The sequence below is a fragment of the Streptomyces sp. NBC_01264 genome (assembly GCF_026340675.1).
Taxonomy (GTDB): domain Bacteria; phylum Actinomycetota; class Actinomycetes; order Streptomycetales; family Streptomycetaceae; genus Streptomyces.
The window spans coordinates 1964716-1980693 of sequence record NZ_JAPEOX010000002.1 but is presented as its reverse complement, the minus strand read 5'-3'; the positions used below and the strand labels follow the sequence as shown (position 1 = coordinate 1980693).

Below are 15978 nucleotides of genomic sequence, written 5' to 3'. Positions count from 1 at the left end.
CCAGGAGTCGCGAACTCATGGGTAGCCAGGGCGTTTCCTCCGGATCATCCGATCGTCGGGACATGGAAGAGCGCCCACATCCGGCTTCGGACGTGGGCGCTCGACGGTGCCTGGGATGCCTAGCCGGTGAGGGCGAGCAGTCGGCCCAGTGCCTCCGCCGCGGGCTGGCCGACCTGGCCGACGGCGGCGGCGATCTGTGCCACGCGGGCCAGGACGAGGCCGCGTTCGCGCAGCGCCTCGCGGTCGGGGGTGAGTTCGGGCAGCACCTCCTCGACGGTCCGGTCCTGGTCCGGGGTGAGGTGCCCGCGCAACTCCCCGAGGAGGCGGACGAGTTCCTCGACGGCGGCACGGAGTTCGGCGTCCTGGCCGGCCGGCCCGCCCACGGTCCCGTAGTTGATGCCGACGTTGCCCTGACCGCCGTTGACGGTGACGACGGGCCCGAAGTTGTTGGTCGTATCGCTCATCGGTTGAACCCCGTGTTCCCCCGGCCACCGTTCAGGATGGCGACGGGGCCGTTGTTGTTCGTGGTGTTGTACTGGTACACGGTCGTCGCGAATTCGGCGTCCGGGTGGTTGATCGCGTAGACGATGTGCTCGGCGATCCGCCGCAGCTGCTCCATGTTGGGCAGGGTCAGCACCACGAGCGAGCCGCCGGCCGTTTCGACCGCCAGCACCGGCTTGGCCGTGCCGAGCGCCTCCACGGCGACGAGCACGACGACGACCAGCAGCACGAGCGGCCCCGCGTTGCCGCCGCTCTCCACGAGGCTCTCGGGGTCCCCGCCGGCATAGCCGAACGCGACGAGGAGAACGGCCGCGCCGAAGAGCCACTTCAGGGCGTTTCCGAGGGCCTTGCCCCAGTTGGGCTTGAGTTGGAAGGCGTCCACCCAGGAGATGTTGTGCAGGGGGACGGCCATCGAGCCCACCCACAGCATGCGGCCGCTGACCTTGAGGACGAGTTTGCGTCGCTTGTGCCACTCCTCCGGCCTCTGGGACGGTTCGAGCGGCTGCGGAGCGGGCTCGGACGGCGGTACGGACGGCGGCGGTGGAGGTGGCGGCGGCGGTGGCGCGGCCCCCGGGGGTGTCGGCGGTGGCGGTGATGTCGGCGGTCCGGTGCTCCCCATCGCGGTCATGCGCTCCCCCGTAACTCGGCCTGGCTCAAAGGAACTTGGCTGAAGGGCCATGAAGCGTCAGCGGAGCGTCAAGAGGCAGACCCGATGCAGCCATTTCGCGCCTGACCGGCACGATCCGAAAGAGACGGCCTAGCCCGTCAGGCCCCAGGACAGGACGCGCTCCGGGTGGATGCGGATGACCTCCGGGCTGAAGTGGGGGCCCAGGGCGTGCGGGCCCACCTCCAGCGTGGCCCGGCCACGGATCTCGATGCCGCGCACCGTCCAGGGGCGGGTGCTGACCAGGTCGTCGATCACCAGGGACAGCCGGGGGTTCGTGGTGAGGTTGCGCCACTTCTTCGTGCCGCCCATCGCCAGCCCGCCCACCAGGACCGTCCCGTCGTCCTGCGGGAAGAAACCCACCGGGTTGGCCTGGGGCTGCCCGGCCGGGTCCACCGTCGCGAGCCGGCCCAGCGGCCGCGTACGCAGGTATGCCAGTTCGGCCTCGCTGAAACCCTTGAACTCCGCCATATCGGTCATGGGGGAGACGATCCCAGCGGGGGCCGCGCGGCGCATCGGGCCGAGGACCTAGCCGGGCTCAGCCTTAAGCCCCGGCCGGCGGACTACGCCCACACGAGCGTGCCCACCCACGCACCCACCACCAGCAGGCACGCGAACAGCTCCACCAGCACGCTCGTCCCCACCGCCCGCATCACCGCCCGTACCGAGGCCCACGCCTCCCCGTGCGTGCCCAGGCGGCGCCGCTCGCAGAGGTAGATGCCGCCCACGAAGCCCGGGGCCGTGCCGACGACCGGGAGCAGCACGAAGCCCAGTACCGCCCCCGTGCCCGCGTACACCACCATCCGGCGGGTCACGCCGACCCCCCGGAGCCGGCGTGGGGGCAGCAGCCACTTCACCACCTGCACCACCAGAAGCAGGGCCGTCGCGCCCGCCAGCAGGCCCCAGGCCACCGACGACCGTTCGTGCAGCGCCCACCACACGATTCCGGCCCAGACGAGGAGGGTGCCGGGGACGCCGGGGACCAGTACCCCGAGCAATCCGAGCACCAGCACCAGCCCCACCAGCAGCAACTGGGGCAGCTGAGGCAGATCCATCTGCTCAGCGTGCCTGACCTGGGGCTATCGGGCCACCCAGCCCCGCTCGTACGCGTGCCAGCCGAGCTGGAGCCGGGTCGTGACCCCCGACAGCTCCATCAGGCCCTTGACCCGCCGCTGCACGGTCCGCAGGCCCAGCTCCAGGTGCTTCGCCACGCTCGCGTCCGTCATCCCCGCCAGCAGGAGGGTGAGGATCTCCAGATCCGTGGCGTCCGGTCCGCCATCGGATTCCTCCGGCGCCCCGGTGGAGCCCAGCCGCAGCGGGAGGGACTCCCGCCAGACCGCCTCGAAGAGGCCCATCAGGGACTCCAGCAGCCCCGACGCGTGCACGACCAGCGCCGCCGGCTCCGCGCCGCGCGCCGTCAGCGGGACCATTGCGAGGGTCCGGTCCGCGATGACGAGTTTGGTCGGCACCGCGGCCGACACCCGGATGTGCTCGCCGCGCGCCAGCGCCGCGGAGGCCTCGCGGATCCCGGTCGGCAGGGTGAGCACCTCCCGCTCGATGACCACCCGGTACGCGACGCCCCGTACGGCGGCCCGGTCCTCCGCCTCGTTGTCCGTCCCCGTCACCACCTGCGGCCGGCCGCTGACCAGCGCGAGCACCTCCTCCACCGCGCCGAGCTGCAGCTGGTGGAAGCGGTGGGCGACCGCGCTCGCGCCCGTCACCACCTCCACCAGGTCGTGCACGGCCGGCTCGGCGGCCTCCGCCCGGTACTCCTCCGCCAGCAGGGCCGCGGCGAGCTCCGCCTGCTCCAGCTCGTGCCGCTGCTGGGTGAGCAGGGCGCCCAGGGCCACACCCGGCGGGGCCGCCACCCACCGGCCGGGCCGGGCGGAGGACTGGGCGGCGAGTCCGTGGCGCTCCAGGTGGCGCAGGGTCCGTTCGGTCTGCTGCACCGGCAGGGTCAGCCGGTGCGCGAGGTCCGGTATCTCCGCCGCCCCCAGCGCGACCAGCGCGCGGTAAGCGGACTCCTGTCCTTCGTCGAGACCTATCGCACCCAGCAACTCGTCCACCAACCCTCTCGGAACCGTTCCTGGCGGGAAGCGGCCACGGCGCAAACCCGCCGCCGACATCATCGCCGCACCCGGCGCCCCTCTGCCAAGGTGGCGCCACCGCAGCACCAACATCCGCTGGCCAGAAGCCATTTACGCGGCGTTTTCGCCGTGCAATGCAGTAGTTGGCCGGAATTCATCTGGGGAGAGCGATGCGCCCGATATCGCGTACGGCACTGGGAGCGGCCATCGCGGCCGTCCTGGCCGTCACGGCCGTGGGCCCGTCCACGGCACAGCCGAGCGACGGAGCGTCCGGAGCAGGGTCCGGCACGGCGAAGAAGGCCCTCACCGGGAGCCAGGAGGCCGCGAAGCAGCCCACCGGCCCCGTCACGGTGACCCTGGTCACCGGTGACCGCGTCCTGGTGTCCACCGACGCGCAGGGCCGTACGGCCGCCACCGCGATGCCCCGCCAGGACGGCTCGCAGCCGATCGTGCAGACCCGCCAGGCGGGCAAGGACCTCTACGTCTACCCCGAGAGCGCGGTCAAGGCGCTCGCGGCGGGCAAGGTCGACGAGGAGCTCTTCAACGTCACCGGCCTGATCCGGCAGGGCTACGACGACGCGCACGCCAAGAAGCTCCCGCTGATCGCCGTGTACGAGCGCTCCGCGGGCCTCGCGCGCAGTGCCCCGCCCGTTCCGCTCGGCGCCGAGCAGTCGCTGGTCCTCGGCTCCATCGGCGGTGTCGCACTCGCCGCCGACAAGGAGAAGGCCGCCGACTTCTGGGCCGACGTCACCGGCGCGAACATCAACCCGCACGCCCGGTCGGCCGCCACCGCCCCGCTGAAGAAGCTGTGGCTGGACGGCAAGGTCCAGGCGAACCTGGAGCGCTCCACCAAGCAGGTCGGCGCCACCGCCGCGTGGGCCGCCGGATTCGACGGCACGGGCACCAAGGTCGCCGTCCTCGACACCGGCACCGACCTCGAACACCCCGACCTCAAGGGCCGTGTCACCAAGGCCGAGAACTTCACCGACTCGGACACCGCCGAGGACCGCCAGGGCCACGGCACCCACACCATCTCCACCGTGGGCGGATCCGGCGCCGCGAGCGCCGGCGCGAAGAAGGGCGTCGCCCCCGGTGCCCAGCTGATCAGCGGCAAGGTCCTCAACGACTCCGGCTACGGCCTGGACTCCTGGATCATCGCGGGCATGCAGTGGGCCGTCGACGAGAAGTCCGACGTGGTCTCCATGAGCCTGGGCGACCCCTCCCAGCTCTCCTGCGACGACCCGATGGCCGCCGCCACCGAGGCGCTGGCCCAGAGCAGCAGCACCCTCTTCGTCATCGCCGCGGGCAACTCCGGCCCCGGCAACAACACCGTCTCCTCGCCCGGTTGCGCGCCCAGCGTGCTGACCGTCGGCGCCGTCGACCGCGACGACAAGACGGCCTCCTTCTCCAGCCGCGGCCCGGCCGGTCTGAACCACACCCTCAAGCCCGAGATCGCCGCCCCCGGTGTCCAGATCTCCGCCGCCAACATGGGCGGCCGCGGGGTGTACGCGTACCAGTCCATGTCCGGTACCTCGATGGCCACCCCGCACGTCGCGGGCGCCGCCGCCATCGTCAAGCAGCGCCACCCCGACTGGACGGCGCAGCAGATCAAGGCCGCGCTGGTCGGCTCCGCCAACACCGCGGTCCCGGGTGACGTACGGGAGACCGGCGGTGGCCGGCTCGACGTCAAGGCCGCCATCGACACCACCGTCACCAGCGCCCCCGCGCTCCAGGGCGGCACCTTCAACTGGCCGCAGGACCGCAGCGACCGCACCGGCGTCGAGGTCCCGTACACCAACACGGGGACCAAGCCCGTCACGCTGAACCTCTCCGTCGAGAAGGTCACCGGCAACGACGGCTCCGCCGTCCGCAGCCAGGTCGCCCGGCTGGACCGGCGAACCGTGACCGTCCCGGCCGGCGCCACCGTCAAGGTGCCGCTCGCCCTGGACCCCGCCGCGAAGCTGGAGCGCTCCCAACACGGGGACGTCACCGGCCGCGTGGTGGCCACGGCCAAGGGCGTGCACGTCTCCACCCCCTTCTCGCTCTACGTGGAGCCGGAGACGGTGACCGTGCGCGTCAAGCTCCTCGACCGCACGGGCAAGCCGGCCGCCGGCGCGTCCTCCCTGGACCTGATCGGCACCGACGACGCCACCGGCGAGCGCCGCTTCAACGAGGGCGCCGCGGACCAGGTCTACCGGGTCCGCCCGGGCTCGTACTTCCTCTCCGCCTTCGTCGGTACTCCCGACGCCGGCGAGGGCGACCGGATGTACGACTCGCTCACCTACCTCGGCCGTCCGCAGACGGAGATCAAGAAGGACACGGTGATCGTGCTGGACGCCCGCAAGGCGGCCAAGCTGAACATCGCGACCGACAAGCCCAGCGAGGCGCGCGCCACCACCCTCGCCTTCTCCCGCTCCTGGGGCGACGCCTGGCAGCACGCGGGCACCGCGGCGGGCGGCCGTACCATCCGCGGCTACTACGCCTCGGTCGACGGAACGGCCAAGGAGGGCGACTTCGAGTTCGGCAGCTACTGGCGGGCGGCCGCGCCGCTCATCTCCGAGCTGAAGGCGAACGGCGGCCCGGTGCTGCACCCGATCACCGCCTCCACCGGCAGTGACAACCTCGACGGCACGGGCAGCGCCCGGCTGGCCGACGCGGGCTCGGGCACGCCCGAGGAGCTCGCGGCCGTCGCCGCCAAGGACGCGATCGTGCTGGTCAAGACCGCGGACGAGGGCTCGGGTTACCAGATCGCCGGCAACGCGAAGGCGGCCGGAGCCAAGGCCGTCGTCCTCTACCGCGAGGCCCCCGGCCGCTGGCAGGCCTTCACCGGCTACGCGGGCGGCTCCCTCCCGCTGCTGACCGTCGAATCCGCCGAGGGCAAGGCCCTGCAGGCCAAGCTCGGCAAGGGCGCCGTCACGCTGAGCTGGAAGGGCAGCGCGAAGAGCCCGTACGTCTACAACCTGGCGCAGATCGAGAAGGGCCAGGTCCACGGGGACCGCACCTACCGGGTGCGCGACCGCGAGCTCGGCACCGTCGAGTCCGCGTACCAGTCGATGGGCGTCGCCGCCGACTACGTCGACGTCGTCGGGGCTTACCGCCCGCTCGGCAACGCCGTGTACTTCGGCTCCTTCGACACCGTCGCGGTACCGGGCAAGCGCACCGAGTACTACACCGCCGGGGACACCGCCTGGGACCACATGGTCTCCAGCAGCTTCCCGTGGGGCGAGTTCATGACCGACCAGCACCGTACGTACAAGGCGGGCTCCAAGCGCGCCGAGAACTGGTACGACGGGGTCATCGGCCCGGTGGCGCCGCGCGACACCGCGGGCAAGGAGGTGCTGGCCGCCGAGCGGCAGGGCAACCTGATCGGCTTCGCCTCCGCCATGTGGGGCGACACCGGGCACTACGCGCAGCAGGGCGGCTTCGGCGACCTCGGCAACGTCTCGCTCAAGGTCGACGGCGAGTCGCTGGGCGACACCGGTTACCCGTTCGGTGCCTTCGAGGTGCCGGACCGGGAGGCCACGTACGAACTGACCCAGCAGCTGGAGAAGTTCGGCCAGCCGGCCCGTACCTGGCAGCGCTCCTCGGGGATCCAGACCACCTGGACCTTCCGCTCGAAGCTGGACGCGACGCAGTACTCGCAGCCGCTGCCGGTCATCTTCCCGAGGATCTCCGCCCCGCTGGACGGCATGAAGACGCTGGCCGCGGCCAACGGCCAGAAGATCGGCCTCTCGGTCAGCGGGCACGCGGGCTACGCGCCCGGCGCGCTGGCGTCGGCGAAGCTCTCCTACTCCTACGACGAGGGCGGCAGCTGGACCGAGGCGAAGGTGAGCGAGCGCGGCGGGCAGTGGACCGCGACCGTGGACCACGCCGGAGCCGCGGGCAAGCAGGTCATGCTCAAGGTCGAGCTGACCGACAAGAACGGCGCCACCGTCACCCAGATGGTCGCGCGGGCGTACGACATTCGCTGAGTCGTACGACGGAGAGCAGGGGGGTCCATCGGACGGCGGTCCGATGGGCCCCCCTTTTCCTGCGCTTTTCCTTCGTTCGCCGGATTTCGGCTGCGCCGGAGCCCGACAATGAGGGCCATGAGTCAGCGGGACGCGGGCGCGGATGACTGGTGGCAGAAGCTCTACGAGGACCCCGACGGGGCCCCCGAACCCGACCCCCGGGACACCCTGGAACACCGCTTCCGCTCAGCAGCGGTCCTGGTGGCCCCGACCCCGGTACCCGGGCCCCGGAGGGGGCCCGGCGCCCTGACGGAAGACGACGACCGGGATCCGGAGCCGGTCGCGGAGCCTTCCGCGGGTGCTGGTGGGGTGGTGCCCGAGGGCGAAGCGATGCCTCCCGGGGGTGCTCCCGGGCTGGTGCCCGAGGGGGAACGGGAGCTTCTCGCGAGTGCTCCCGGGCCGGTGGTGGAGGCCGAACGGGAGCCTCTCGGGGGTGCTCCCGGGCCGGTGTCCGAGGGCGAACGGGAGCTTCTCGCCGGTGCTCCCGGGCCGGTGGTGGAGGCAGGGTCGCCGGGGCCGGATCCCCGGGCCGAGGACGCGTACGGAGGCGGCTCGGTGCTGCCGCCGCCGCGGGATCCGAGGGAGGGCGGCCAGACCTGGTACGCCTTGGGGAGCGTCGCCGTCCCACCCGCGCTGCCCGCCGATGAGTCGGGGGAACCGTCCGACTGGAGCTGGGGCCCACGGGATGACGCGCCCCCGGCGGCTGCGGCCCCGAAGCCGGACCCGGCGGGCGCCCTGCACGACCTGGACGGCACACACACCGGAGCCGGGTACTCGGGCGCCCCGGCCGAGTCCGGCTCGGCGCAGGCACCGGGTGCGACTCAGGGGCCGGGTCCGGCACCTGGTCTGGGGGCGGCACCGGGTCCGGCACCTGGTCTGGGGGCGGCACCGGGTTCGGCATCCGGTCCGGGGGCAGCGCCAGGTTCGGCATCCGGTCCGGGGGCGGCACCGGCTTCGGCACCGGGTTCGGGCGCGGCACCGGGTTCGGCTCAGGGCTCAGGTGTGGCACCAGGTGCGGATGCCGGTCCGAGCCCGTGGACGGCGCCTGGCGCCGGGTCGTACCCGAGCTGGGGCTCCGCTTCCACAGTCGCTCCGGGCTCCGCTCCGGGCTCAGGGGCCGGCCCCGGCCCCGATTCTGGCCTCGGCTCCGGCTCTGCTCTCGATTCTGGAATCGACCCCGGCAGAGACCTCGGCACAGGCCTCGACTCCGACGCAGGCACTGGCTCCGACCTGGGCACTGGGCTCGACTCCGACACCGGCCTCGGCGCCAGCGCGGGTACGGGATCCGGCCTCGGCCCCAGGGCTGGCACCGGCCCCAGGGCTGGCACCGGCCCTGGGGCCGGTACGGGCCCTGGCCTCGATACCGGCTCCGACACCGGCCAAGGATCCGGTGCAGCCACCGGCACGGCCAGGGGCACAGGCCCCGGCCTGGGTGCTGGTCTCGGCTCCGGCGTCAGCTCCGGCCCCGGCACAGGCACCGGGGCCGGTACGGGCCCTGGCCCCGATACCGGTTCCCGCACCGGCCTCGGCACCGACTCCGACACCGGCCTGGGTATCGGCCTCGGCTCCGACACCGGCCTCGGGACGGGCCCCGGCCTTGGTACCGGCACCGGCAGGGGTGCGGGCCCCGGCCCCGGCACCGGCTCCGGCTCCGGCCCCGGCACCGGCACCGGCACCGATTCTGGCTCCGGGGCGGATCCCAGGTCCGGGGTAGGGCCCGAAACCGGCTTCGCCCTTGGATCGCATCCTGGGTCCGGGGCGGGGTGGGGTTCCGCTCCCGTGTCCGGGGGTGGTGTCGGCCTCGGGGCGGGGGCATTGCCTGGCGGGCAGGATCGTGGGGCAGGTCAAGGGACCTGGTCCGGACCCGGACAAGGGGCCGGCTCGGGACCGGGCCGGGACGGTGGATCGGGTCCAGGTCAAGAGGGCCGTTCGGGGCCGGGCGGCCCCGGAACCGGCCAAGAGGGACTCTCCGGGTCGGGTCAGGACGGTGGCTCCGGAGCCGGGCAAAAAGGGTTCGGGGGGGCGCGGCCCGTTGTGGCGTACTTGGGGGCTCGGCCGCCCACCTACGCCGCCGAGCCCGTCGCACTGCCCGCCGCCGATCCGGCCGGGCTCGGCTCGCTGACGCCCGACACCGTGCTGGAGGGGGCCCAGTACGGCGGGTACACGTTGCGCGCCGCCTCCGTGCGCGGGGATTCCGCCCGGTTCCGGGGCGAGGCGCGGCGGGACTTCCTGCTCACCGCCCGCTTCGGCACCGGCCCCGACGCGCTGGTGCTGGTCGTGCTCGCCGGCGGGGACCGGGCCGCGCCCGGGGCCGCGGAGGCCGCCGCCGAGGTGTGCCGCTCCGTCGCCGGAGCCGTCGGGCGGAGCCAGGAGCGGCTGTCGCAGGACATCCGGGACGGCCGCCGCGAAGCCCTGCGCTCGGGGCTCCAGCGGCTCACCGACCGCGGCTACGGGCAGCTGCGCGCCCGCGCCGCCGAGCTGGGGCTCCCGGAGGACGGCTACACGGCCGGGCTGCGCGGACTGCTGCTGCCGGTCGACCCCGGCTGCCGCACCCGGATCTGCTTCGGCGCCGGCGCGGGCGGTCTGTTCCGGCTCCGGGACGGACAGTGGCGGGACCTGGAAGACCCCCCACCGGCGGCGGGGGCGGCCGCCGGGTTCCGGTTCCGGTTCCGGGCCTCCGTGGCACGGGCCGGCGACACCCTGCTCCTGTGCTCCGGCGGCCTCGCCGAGCCGATGCGCGAGGAGCAGCCGCTCTCGGCCGAGCTCTCCGCCCGCTGGGCCGACGCACCCCCGCCGGGCCTCGCCGCCTTCCTCGCGGACACCCAGCTCCGCCTCAAGGGCTACGCCGACGACCGGACGGCCGCCGCGGTCTGGGAGGCGTAACCCGGCGGATCGTGCGTGGATGGGAGGCGCACGCGGCAGAACGGAACCGGAAAAGGGAAGGGCGCCCCCACCATGGCCAAGCAGAACGTGGCGGAGCAGTTCATCGACATTCTCGTGCGCGCCGGCGTGCGCCGGATGTACGGGGTCGTCGGGGACAGCCTGAACCCCGTCGTCGACGCGATCCGCCGCACAGGCGACATCGAGTGGATCCAGGTACGCCACGAGGAGACCGCCGCCTTCGCGGCCGGCGCCGAGGCCCAGATCACCGGGTCCCTCGCCGCCTGCGCGGGCTCCTGCGGGCCCGGCAACCTCCACCTGATCAACGGGCTCTACGACGCCCACCGCTCCATGGCTCCGGTCCTCGCGCTGGCCTCCCACATCCCCTCCTCCGAGATCGGCCTCGGCTACTTCCAGGAGACCCACCCCGACCGGCTGTTCACCGAGTGCAGCCACTACAGCGAGCTGATCTCCAACCCCCGGCAGATGCCCCGGGTCCTGCAGAGCGCCATCCAGCACGCCATCGGGCGCGGCGGCGTCGGCGTGGTGTCGCTGCCCGGCGACATCGCCTCCCAGCCCGCCCCGGAGAAGAGCGTCGAGCAGGCGCTCGTGACCGCGCGGCCGACCGTACGGCCCGGCGACGGGGAGATCGACAAGCTGGTCCGGCTCATCGACGAGGCCGACCGGGTCACCCTGTTCTGCGGCAGCGGCACCGCCGGCGCGCACGCCGAGGTCATGGAGTTCGCCGGCCGGGTCAAGGCGCCCATCGGCCACGCCCTGCGCGGCAAGGAGTGGATCCAGTACGACAATCCGTACGACGTCGGCATGAGCGGGCTGCTCGGCTACGGCGCGGCCTACGAGGCCACCCACGAGTGCGATCTGCTGATCCTGCTCGGCACGGACTTCCCGTACAACGCCTTCCTCCCCGACGACGTCAAGATCGTCCAGGTGGACATCCGGCCGGAACACCTCGGCCGCCGCTCCAAACTGGACCTCGCGGTCTGGGGCGACGTACGGGAGACCCTGCGCGCGCTGAACACCCGGGTGAAGGCCAAGACGGACCGCCGGTTCCTCGACCGGATGCTGAAGAAGCACGCGGACGCGCTGGAGGGAGTGGTGAAGGCGTACACGCGCAAGGTGGAGAAGCACACGCCCATCCACCCCGAGTACGTGGCCGCCGTGCTCGACGAACTGGCTGACGAGGACGCCGTGTTCACCGTGGACACCGGCATGTGCAACGTATGGGCGGCGCGCTATCTTTCCCCGAACGGAAAGCGCCGCATCATCGGATCCTTCAGCCACGGCTCTATGGCCAACGCCCTTCCGCAGGCCATCGGCGCACAGTTCACCGATCGCGGACGTCAAGTGGTGTCGATGTCGGGCGACGGTGGTTTCTCCATGCTGATGGGAGATTTCCTCACCCTGGTGCAGTACGACCTCCCCGTCAAAGTGGTCCTCTTCAACAACTCATCCCTCGGCATGGTCGAGTTGGAGATGCTGGTTTCCGGCCTTCCTTCGTACGGAACGACGAATAAGAACCCCGACTTCGCGGCGATCGCCCGCGCGGCGGGCGCGTACGGGGTCCGGGTGGAGAAGCCCAAGCAGCTCACAGCCGCTTTGAAGGACGCTTTCAAGCACAAGGGACCCGCTCTGGTGGACGTGGTCACGGACCCCAACGCCCTGTCCATTCCACCGAAGATCAGCGCCGAGATGGTGACCGGATTCGCACTTTCGGCCAGCAAGATCGTGCTGGACGGAGGGGTGGGCCGGATGATCCAGATGGCGCGATCCAACCTCCGCAACGTGCCCCGCCCTTGAGTCCGAATGCGTGCGGATTCCCCCGGGGGGCATGCATCCCGTAGGCCTGTTCGACCGACGGGCCGTCGGGGCAGTGGGCAAACGGGAGGTACATCGCCGTGCGGGTGGGGGCGAAGGCCGGAAGGCTGTGGCGGAGGGGACGGCCGGTGCCGCGCGAACCGTCGGCCGAGGACGGGACGGCGACGGACGCCTCGGGGATCATCCGCAGCGTGCGACGCGCAGACTTGAAAGCAGTGGGAGAAGTCCGCAGGGACTTACGGGAGTTGATGCGCCACCGGTGCCGGGCGGAGGCCGCCGAGGTGGCCGAGCTGCTGATCACCGAGCTCGTCACCAACGCCCTCGTCCACACCGATCAGGGCGCCGAGGTCTCCGCGACGCTGGCAGCCGACCGGCTGCGGGTGGAGGTCCGCGACTACGCCGCCCGCCGGCCCCGGCCGCACGTACCGTCCGCCGACGACGGTACGCACGGCAGGGGGCTGGTGCTGGTGCAGTCGCTCGCCGACGCCTGGGGCGTGGACGCCCTCGGACTGTCACTGGGCGGCGGCAAGGTGGTGTGGTTCGAGCTCATGTCGTTCGAGCTCGACGGAGCGAAGGAGGCGGGGCCCGCCTGAGGTGATCGGGCGGACCCCGCGAGCCGGATCCCGGACGGGCCCGTGCCCGTCGCCACATCAGCCGAACTGCTGCTCCAGATCCTTCAGTTTGCGTTCCAGGGAGTCGAGCCGGGGGAGCGTCTGCGTGTCGTCCTCGGCGGTGAGGTCCACCGTCCGGGGGCCGAAGGCCGTGCCGGTCATATCGGCCGTGTCAGCCGTGTTGCCGGGCTCGGTTCCGCTCACGGCCTGCAGGGAGGGCCGGCGCCGTAGGGGCAGCTGTCCGGTCTCCGCTATGGCCGGCTCCGCGCCGACCGGCGCGGAGCCCGCTCCGGGGGTCAGCCCCGGCACCTCGACCTGACGGGCCCGGGCGATCCGCCCGAACGCCCTGTTCTGCCGGCCGAGCGCCTTGATGTGCGCCCGGTCCAGCCGGTGTTGCTCCCGACGGCGGTGCCGGTCGTTCTCCTTCTCCTTCTTGTCCTCGCGCACCTCGTCCACGGCCTCGTCCAGCGTGCGGACCCCCTCCAGCAGCATCAGCGACCACGCGCCGAAGGTCTCCCGGGGTGCCCGCAGCCAGCGCACCATCCGGATCTGCGGCAACGGACGCGGGATCAGGCCCTGTTCGCGCAGTGCGGCCCGGCGGGTCTGCTTCAGGGCGCGGTCGAAGAGCACGGCCGCCGAGAGCGACATGCCGGAGAAGAACTGCGGAGCCCCGTCGTGGCCGAGGCCGCGCGGCGCGTGCACCCAGTTGAACCAGGCGGCGGCTCCCGCGAACAGCCAGACCAGCATGCGCGAACCGAGGGCCGCGTCGCCGTGGCTGGCCTCGCGGACGGCGAGCACCGAACAGAACATGGCGGCGCCGTCGAGGCCGAAGGGGACCAGGTACTCCCAGCCCCCGGAGAGGTTGAGGTTTTGCCGGCCGAAGCCGACCAGTCCATGGAAGGAGAGCGCCGCGGCCACCGCCGCGCAGCAGAAGAGCAGGACGTAGGAGGCGGTGCCGTAGACGGCTTCCTTGCGCCGCCGCCGCTCCTCGCTGCGCTCCCAACTGTCCTCGGCCGCCCCGGCCTTCTCGCCTTCGCGCTTGCCCCGGGCCAGTACCGCCACTGCCGCAAGTACGCCCAGGATCAGCAGGCTGCCGGGCAGCAGCCAGTCCAGCGATATGTCGGTCAGTCTCATGCGGTTGTCCCTTGCCTCGCGTATGCGGCTGTTCGGCTTGTGGCCGGTGCGGCTTTCCGGGCGCCATAGTGGCGCAGCCGGTGAGTCGTACACGCGGGTTTCGGAGCAAGTGGACGCCAACGGGGGGCGGAGCCCGCCGGATAGGGTGTTGCGGATCGAACTCCTGCTCGCGTGGGGCGGCTTGAGTTCGATTTCCGTCAGCCGGACGGGTGGGTTGAGCGGGCGGAGGCGGCGGCGCCGTAACTCGGTCGCGGCCGTACGTCCGGGTGCCCGAGGGCAAGGCCGCCAAGAACCGGCTGCACATCGAGGTCAGCCCGATCGACGCCAGTACCGAGGACGAGGTGACCAGGCTGCTCGGCCTCGGCGCCACGCGGGCGGACGTGGGCCAGGGCCCGGGCCGGAGCTGGGAGGTCATGGCCGACCCCGAGGGCAACGAGTTCTGCGTGCTGCGCAGCTTGGCGCCGTAGGGCGGGCCGAGCCCCTCAGCTGTCGGCGGTCAGGCGTGCCACCCGGTCCTCGTCGCAGGTGCGGGGGCAGGTGACGCAGGTGTCGTCGGGGCGGATCGTGTAGAAGAAGCAGCAGCTCGCCCGGTCACGGGTGGGCAGCTGCCGGCCGTCCGGGGCCTCGAGGGTGCGGAAGCCCGCGCCGCCCGTGAAGGGGGCGGTCGAGCCCGGGAAGAGCCGGTCCAGCTCGCGCATCGCCCGCTGCTCCTCGGCTTCGCCGAGCAGGTTCCCCACGTACCAGAGGCTCTCGACCACGTCGTCGGTCACCATGCCCCACAGGGCGCGCCGCCCGCGCCGCGTCCGCGGGCCGAAGCCCTCCATGACCGGTTCGAGGTGCAGGGCCACCGCAGCCCGCACCTCCGCGCGCAGCGCGTCCTCGTCGGGCACGACCCGGGCCCCGGGGAGCGCGGCCGCCGGGTCGTCCGGCAGGCAGGCGAACGAGTGGACGCGGACGGCCATCCGGCCCTGCGTCCGGTGGAAGGACACGGCCTCCGGGGGCAGGAGCGGTACGCGCCGGTCCAGGAACCACGGGATCGTGATCGGCAGACAGGCCATCCACGCGTACCGGTGCAGCCCGAACCCCGCCACCACGTCGGGCCGACCCGGGCGCCCGTAGTCGCGGAGGATCTGCGCCTCGTCCCACGCGAGGAACGTCTCCAGGGCCTCGCCGCCCGCCGCGAGCTCGTCCGCACCGACCCACCCCACACCGCGAGGGGAGGGTTCGTGCGGGGCGAGCTCGGTGACGCGCAGTCCACCGTAGGCCTCGGTCAGCCGGGCGTACGCGTCTGCCACCGGAGAGCCGGCCGGGGCAGGGGTGCGTGCGGGGTGTGCGTGGCCCTGGGTGGGCGCCACGGTCATGACGGTCATGGCGAACCACCGAATCACGCGATCGTTAACAGGTAAGCCTTACCTTACCTGATCTCCGTGGGGTGTGGGAAGGCGGGCTATTCTTCGGGTGCAGGTCGAAACCCGTGGAGGACCGAGTGCGCGATACGGCCCGAGCCCGGGTGCCGCAACAGCAGGAACGCAAAGTCGTACGGCACTCCGTGCGCGGGCAGATCCTCGACGCCCTGCGCGCGGCGCTGCTCGCGGGAGAGCTGGCACCGGGGGAGATCTACTCGGGCCCGGCCCTGGGGGAGCGGTTCGGGGTCTCCGCGACGCCCGTGCGCGAGGCGATGCAGCAGCTGGCGCTGGAGGGGGTCGTCGAATGCCTCCCCAACCGGGGCTTCCGGGTCCTGACCCGGACCCCGGTGGAGCTGGCGGAGCTGGCTGAGGTCAGGGCGCTGCTCGAAGTCCCGGTGATGCTGCGGCTGGCCCGTACGGTGCCGGCCGGGGACTGGGCCGCGGTGGTGCCCGCGGCGGCCGAGGCGGAGGCGGCGGCGGCCGCGGGTGATGCGGCGCGGTATGCGGACGCGGACCGGGCGTTCCACCGTGCGGTGCTTGGGCTGGCCGGCAACGCGCAGCTCCTGCTGGTGGCGGAGGATCTCCACCGGCGGTCCCAGTGGCCCCTGCCGGGGCCGCGGCGGGTGCGTCGGGCGGATCTCGTCGCGGATGCGGCGGAGCATGTGGCGGTGGTGGTTGCGCTGTCCGCGGGGGATGTCGGGGTGGCGGAGGCGCTGATCCGCGCGCACTTCCTGTCGCCCTGACCCTGCGGCGGTGCCGCCGGGGACCAGTCCCCGGACCCCTGCGCCTCAAACGCCGGCGGGGCTGGGGTCGGCCGGGGTCCGGGTTGGCACCGGCCCGGGCCGCGCC

The 15978-nt window shown here is 72.8% G+C and carries 11 protein-coding genes and 2 pseudogenes; 6 read left to right on the top strand and 7 right to left on the bottom strand.

Going from position 1 to position 15978, the window contains the following annotated elements:
- Window positions 1-119 precede the first annotated feature (119 nt).
- The 5 genes from OG435_RS41940 to OG435_RS41920 form a co-directional block, all read right to left on the bottom strand.
- Window positions 120-464 carry a hypothetical protein gene (locus OG435_RS41940; RefSeq protein ID WP_266885539.1) on the bottom strand — a complete coding sequence of 115 codons (345 nt, stop codon included), beginning with the start codon at window positions 462-464 and terminating at the stop codon, window positions 120-122.
- Complete coding sequence (locus tag OG435_RS41935) at window positions 461-1129, bottom strand: DUF6232 family protein (RefSeq protein ID WP_266885537.1); 669 nt, start codon at window positions 1127-1129, stop codon at window positions 461-463. Before OG435_RS41935 ends, OG435_RS41940 begins: the two co-directional genes overlap by 4 nt.
- Before the next feature lie 129 nt (window positions 1130-1258).
- Window positions 1259-1636: a PPOX class F420-dependent oxidoreductase gene (locus OG435_RS41930; protein WP_266886549.1), complete on the bottom strand. Its 378-nt coding sequence runs from the start codon at window positions 1634-1636 to the stop codon at window positions 1259-1261.
- A 92-nt stretch (window positions 1637-1728) separates the two neighbouring features.
- Window positions 1729-2220: a DUF456 domain-containing protein gene (locus OG435_RS41925; RefSeq protein WP_266885535.1), complete on the bottom strand. Its 492-nt coding sequence runs from the start codon at window positions 2218-2220 to the stop codon at window positions 1729-1731.
- Window positions 2221-2244: 24 nt separating this feature from the next.
- The gene (locus OG435_RS41920; protein WP_266886547.1) at window positions 2245-3222 is read right to left on the bottom strand and encodes a helix-turn-helix domain-containing protein; all 978 of its coding nucleotides are present in this window, start codon (window positions 3220-3222) and stop codon (window positions 2245-2247) included.
- Window positions 3223-3422: 200 nt separating this feature from the next.
- Here OG435_RS41920 and OG435_RS41915 point away from each other — a divergent pair, with 200 nt between their 5' ends.
- From OG435_RS41915 to OG435_RS41900, 4 genes and pseudogenes are all read left to right on the top strand, one after another.
- On the top strand, window positions 3423-7223 hold the full coding sequence (locus tag OG435_RS41915; RefSeq protein WP_266885534.1) for a S8 family peptidase: 3801 nt from the start codon (window positions 3423-3425) through the stop codon (window positions 7221-7223).
- Between the two features lie 2055 nt (window positions 7224-9278).
- Window positions 9279-10145 (top strand): annotated as a pseudogene (locus tag OG435_RS41910) (protein phosphatase 2C domain-containing protein); the annotation flags it as partial.
- Between the two features lie 72 nt (window positions 10146-10217).
- Window positions 10218-11960: a pyruvate dehydrogenase gene (locus OG435_RS41905; RefSeq protein ID WP_266885533.1), complete on the top strand. Its 1743-nt coding sequence runs from the start codon at window positions 10218-10220 to the stop codon at window positions 11958-11960.
- Between the two features lie 209 nt (window positions 11961-12169).
- Window positions 12170-12571 (top strand): ATP-binding protein, encoded by a 402-nt coding sequence (locus tag OG435_RS41900; RefSeq protein ID WP_430625829.1) that lies wholly within the window; start codon window positions 12170-12172, stop codon window positions 12569-12571.
- Window positions 12572-12628: 57 nt separating this feature from the next.
- Here the strand turns inward: OG435_RS41900 and OG435_RS41895 are convergent, their stop codons facing one another.
- Window positions 12629-13723, bottom strand: coding sequence for a DUF2637 domain-containing protein (locus OG435_RS41895; RefSeq protein WP_266885529.1), 1095 nt, complete (start codon window positions 13721-13723; stop codon window positions 12629-12631).
- Between the two features lie 257 nt (window positions 13724-13980).
- On the opposite strand from OG435_RS41895, the pseudogene OG435_RS41890 reads away from it, so the two are divergent.
- Window positions 13981-14190, top strand: a pseudogene (locus tag OG435_RS41890) (VOC family protein); the annotation flags it as partial.
- Between the two features lie 15 nt (window positions 14191-14205).
- On the opposite strand, the gene OG435_RS41885 reads toward OG435_RS41890, so the two are convergent.
- Window positions 14206-15084, bottom strand: a complete 879-nt coding sequence (locus OG435_RS41885) for a (2Fe-2S)-binding protein (protein ID WP_266886545.1) — start codon at window positions 15082-15084, stop codon at window positions 14206-14208.
- A 113-nt stretch (window positions 15085-15197) separates the two neighbouring features.
- On the opposite strand from OG435_RS41885, the gene OG435_RS41880 reads away from it, so the two are divergent.
- Window positions 15198-15872: a GntR family transcriptional regulator gene (locus OG435_RS41880; protein WP_430625828.1), complete on the top strand. Its 675-nt coding sequence runs from the start codon at window positions 15198-15200 to the stop codon at window positions 15870-15872.
- Window positions 15873-15978: the final 106 nt, after the last annotated feature.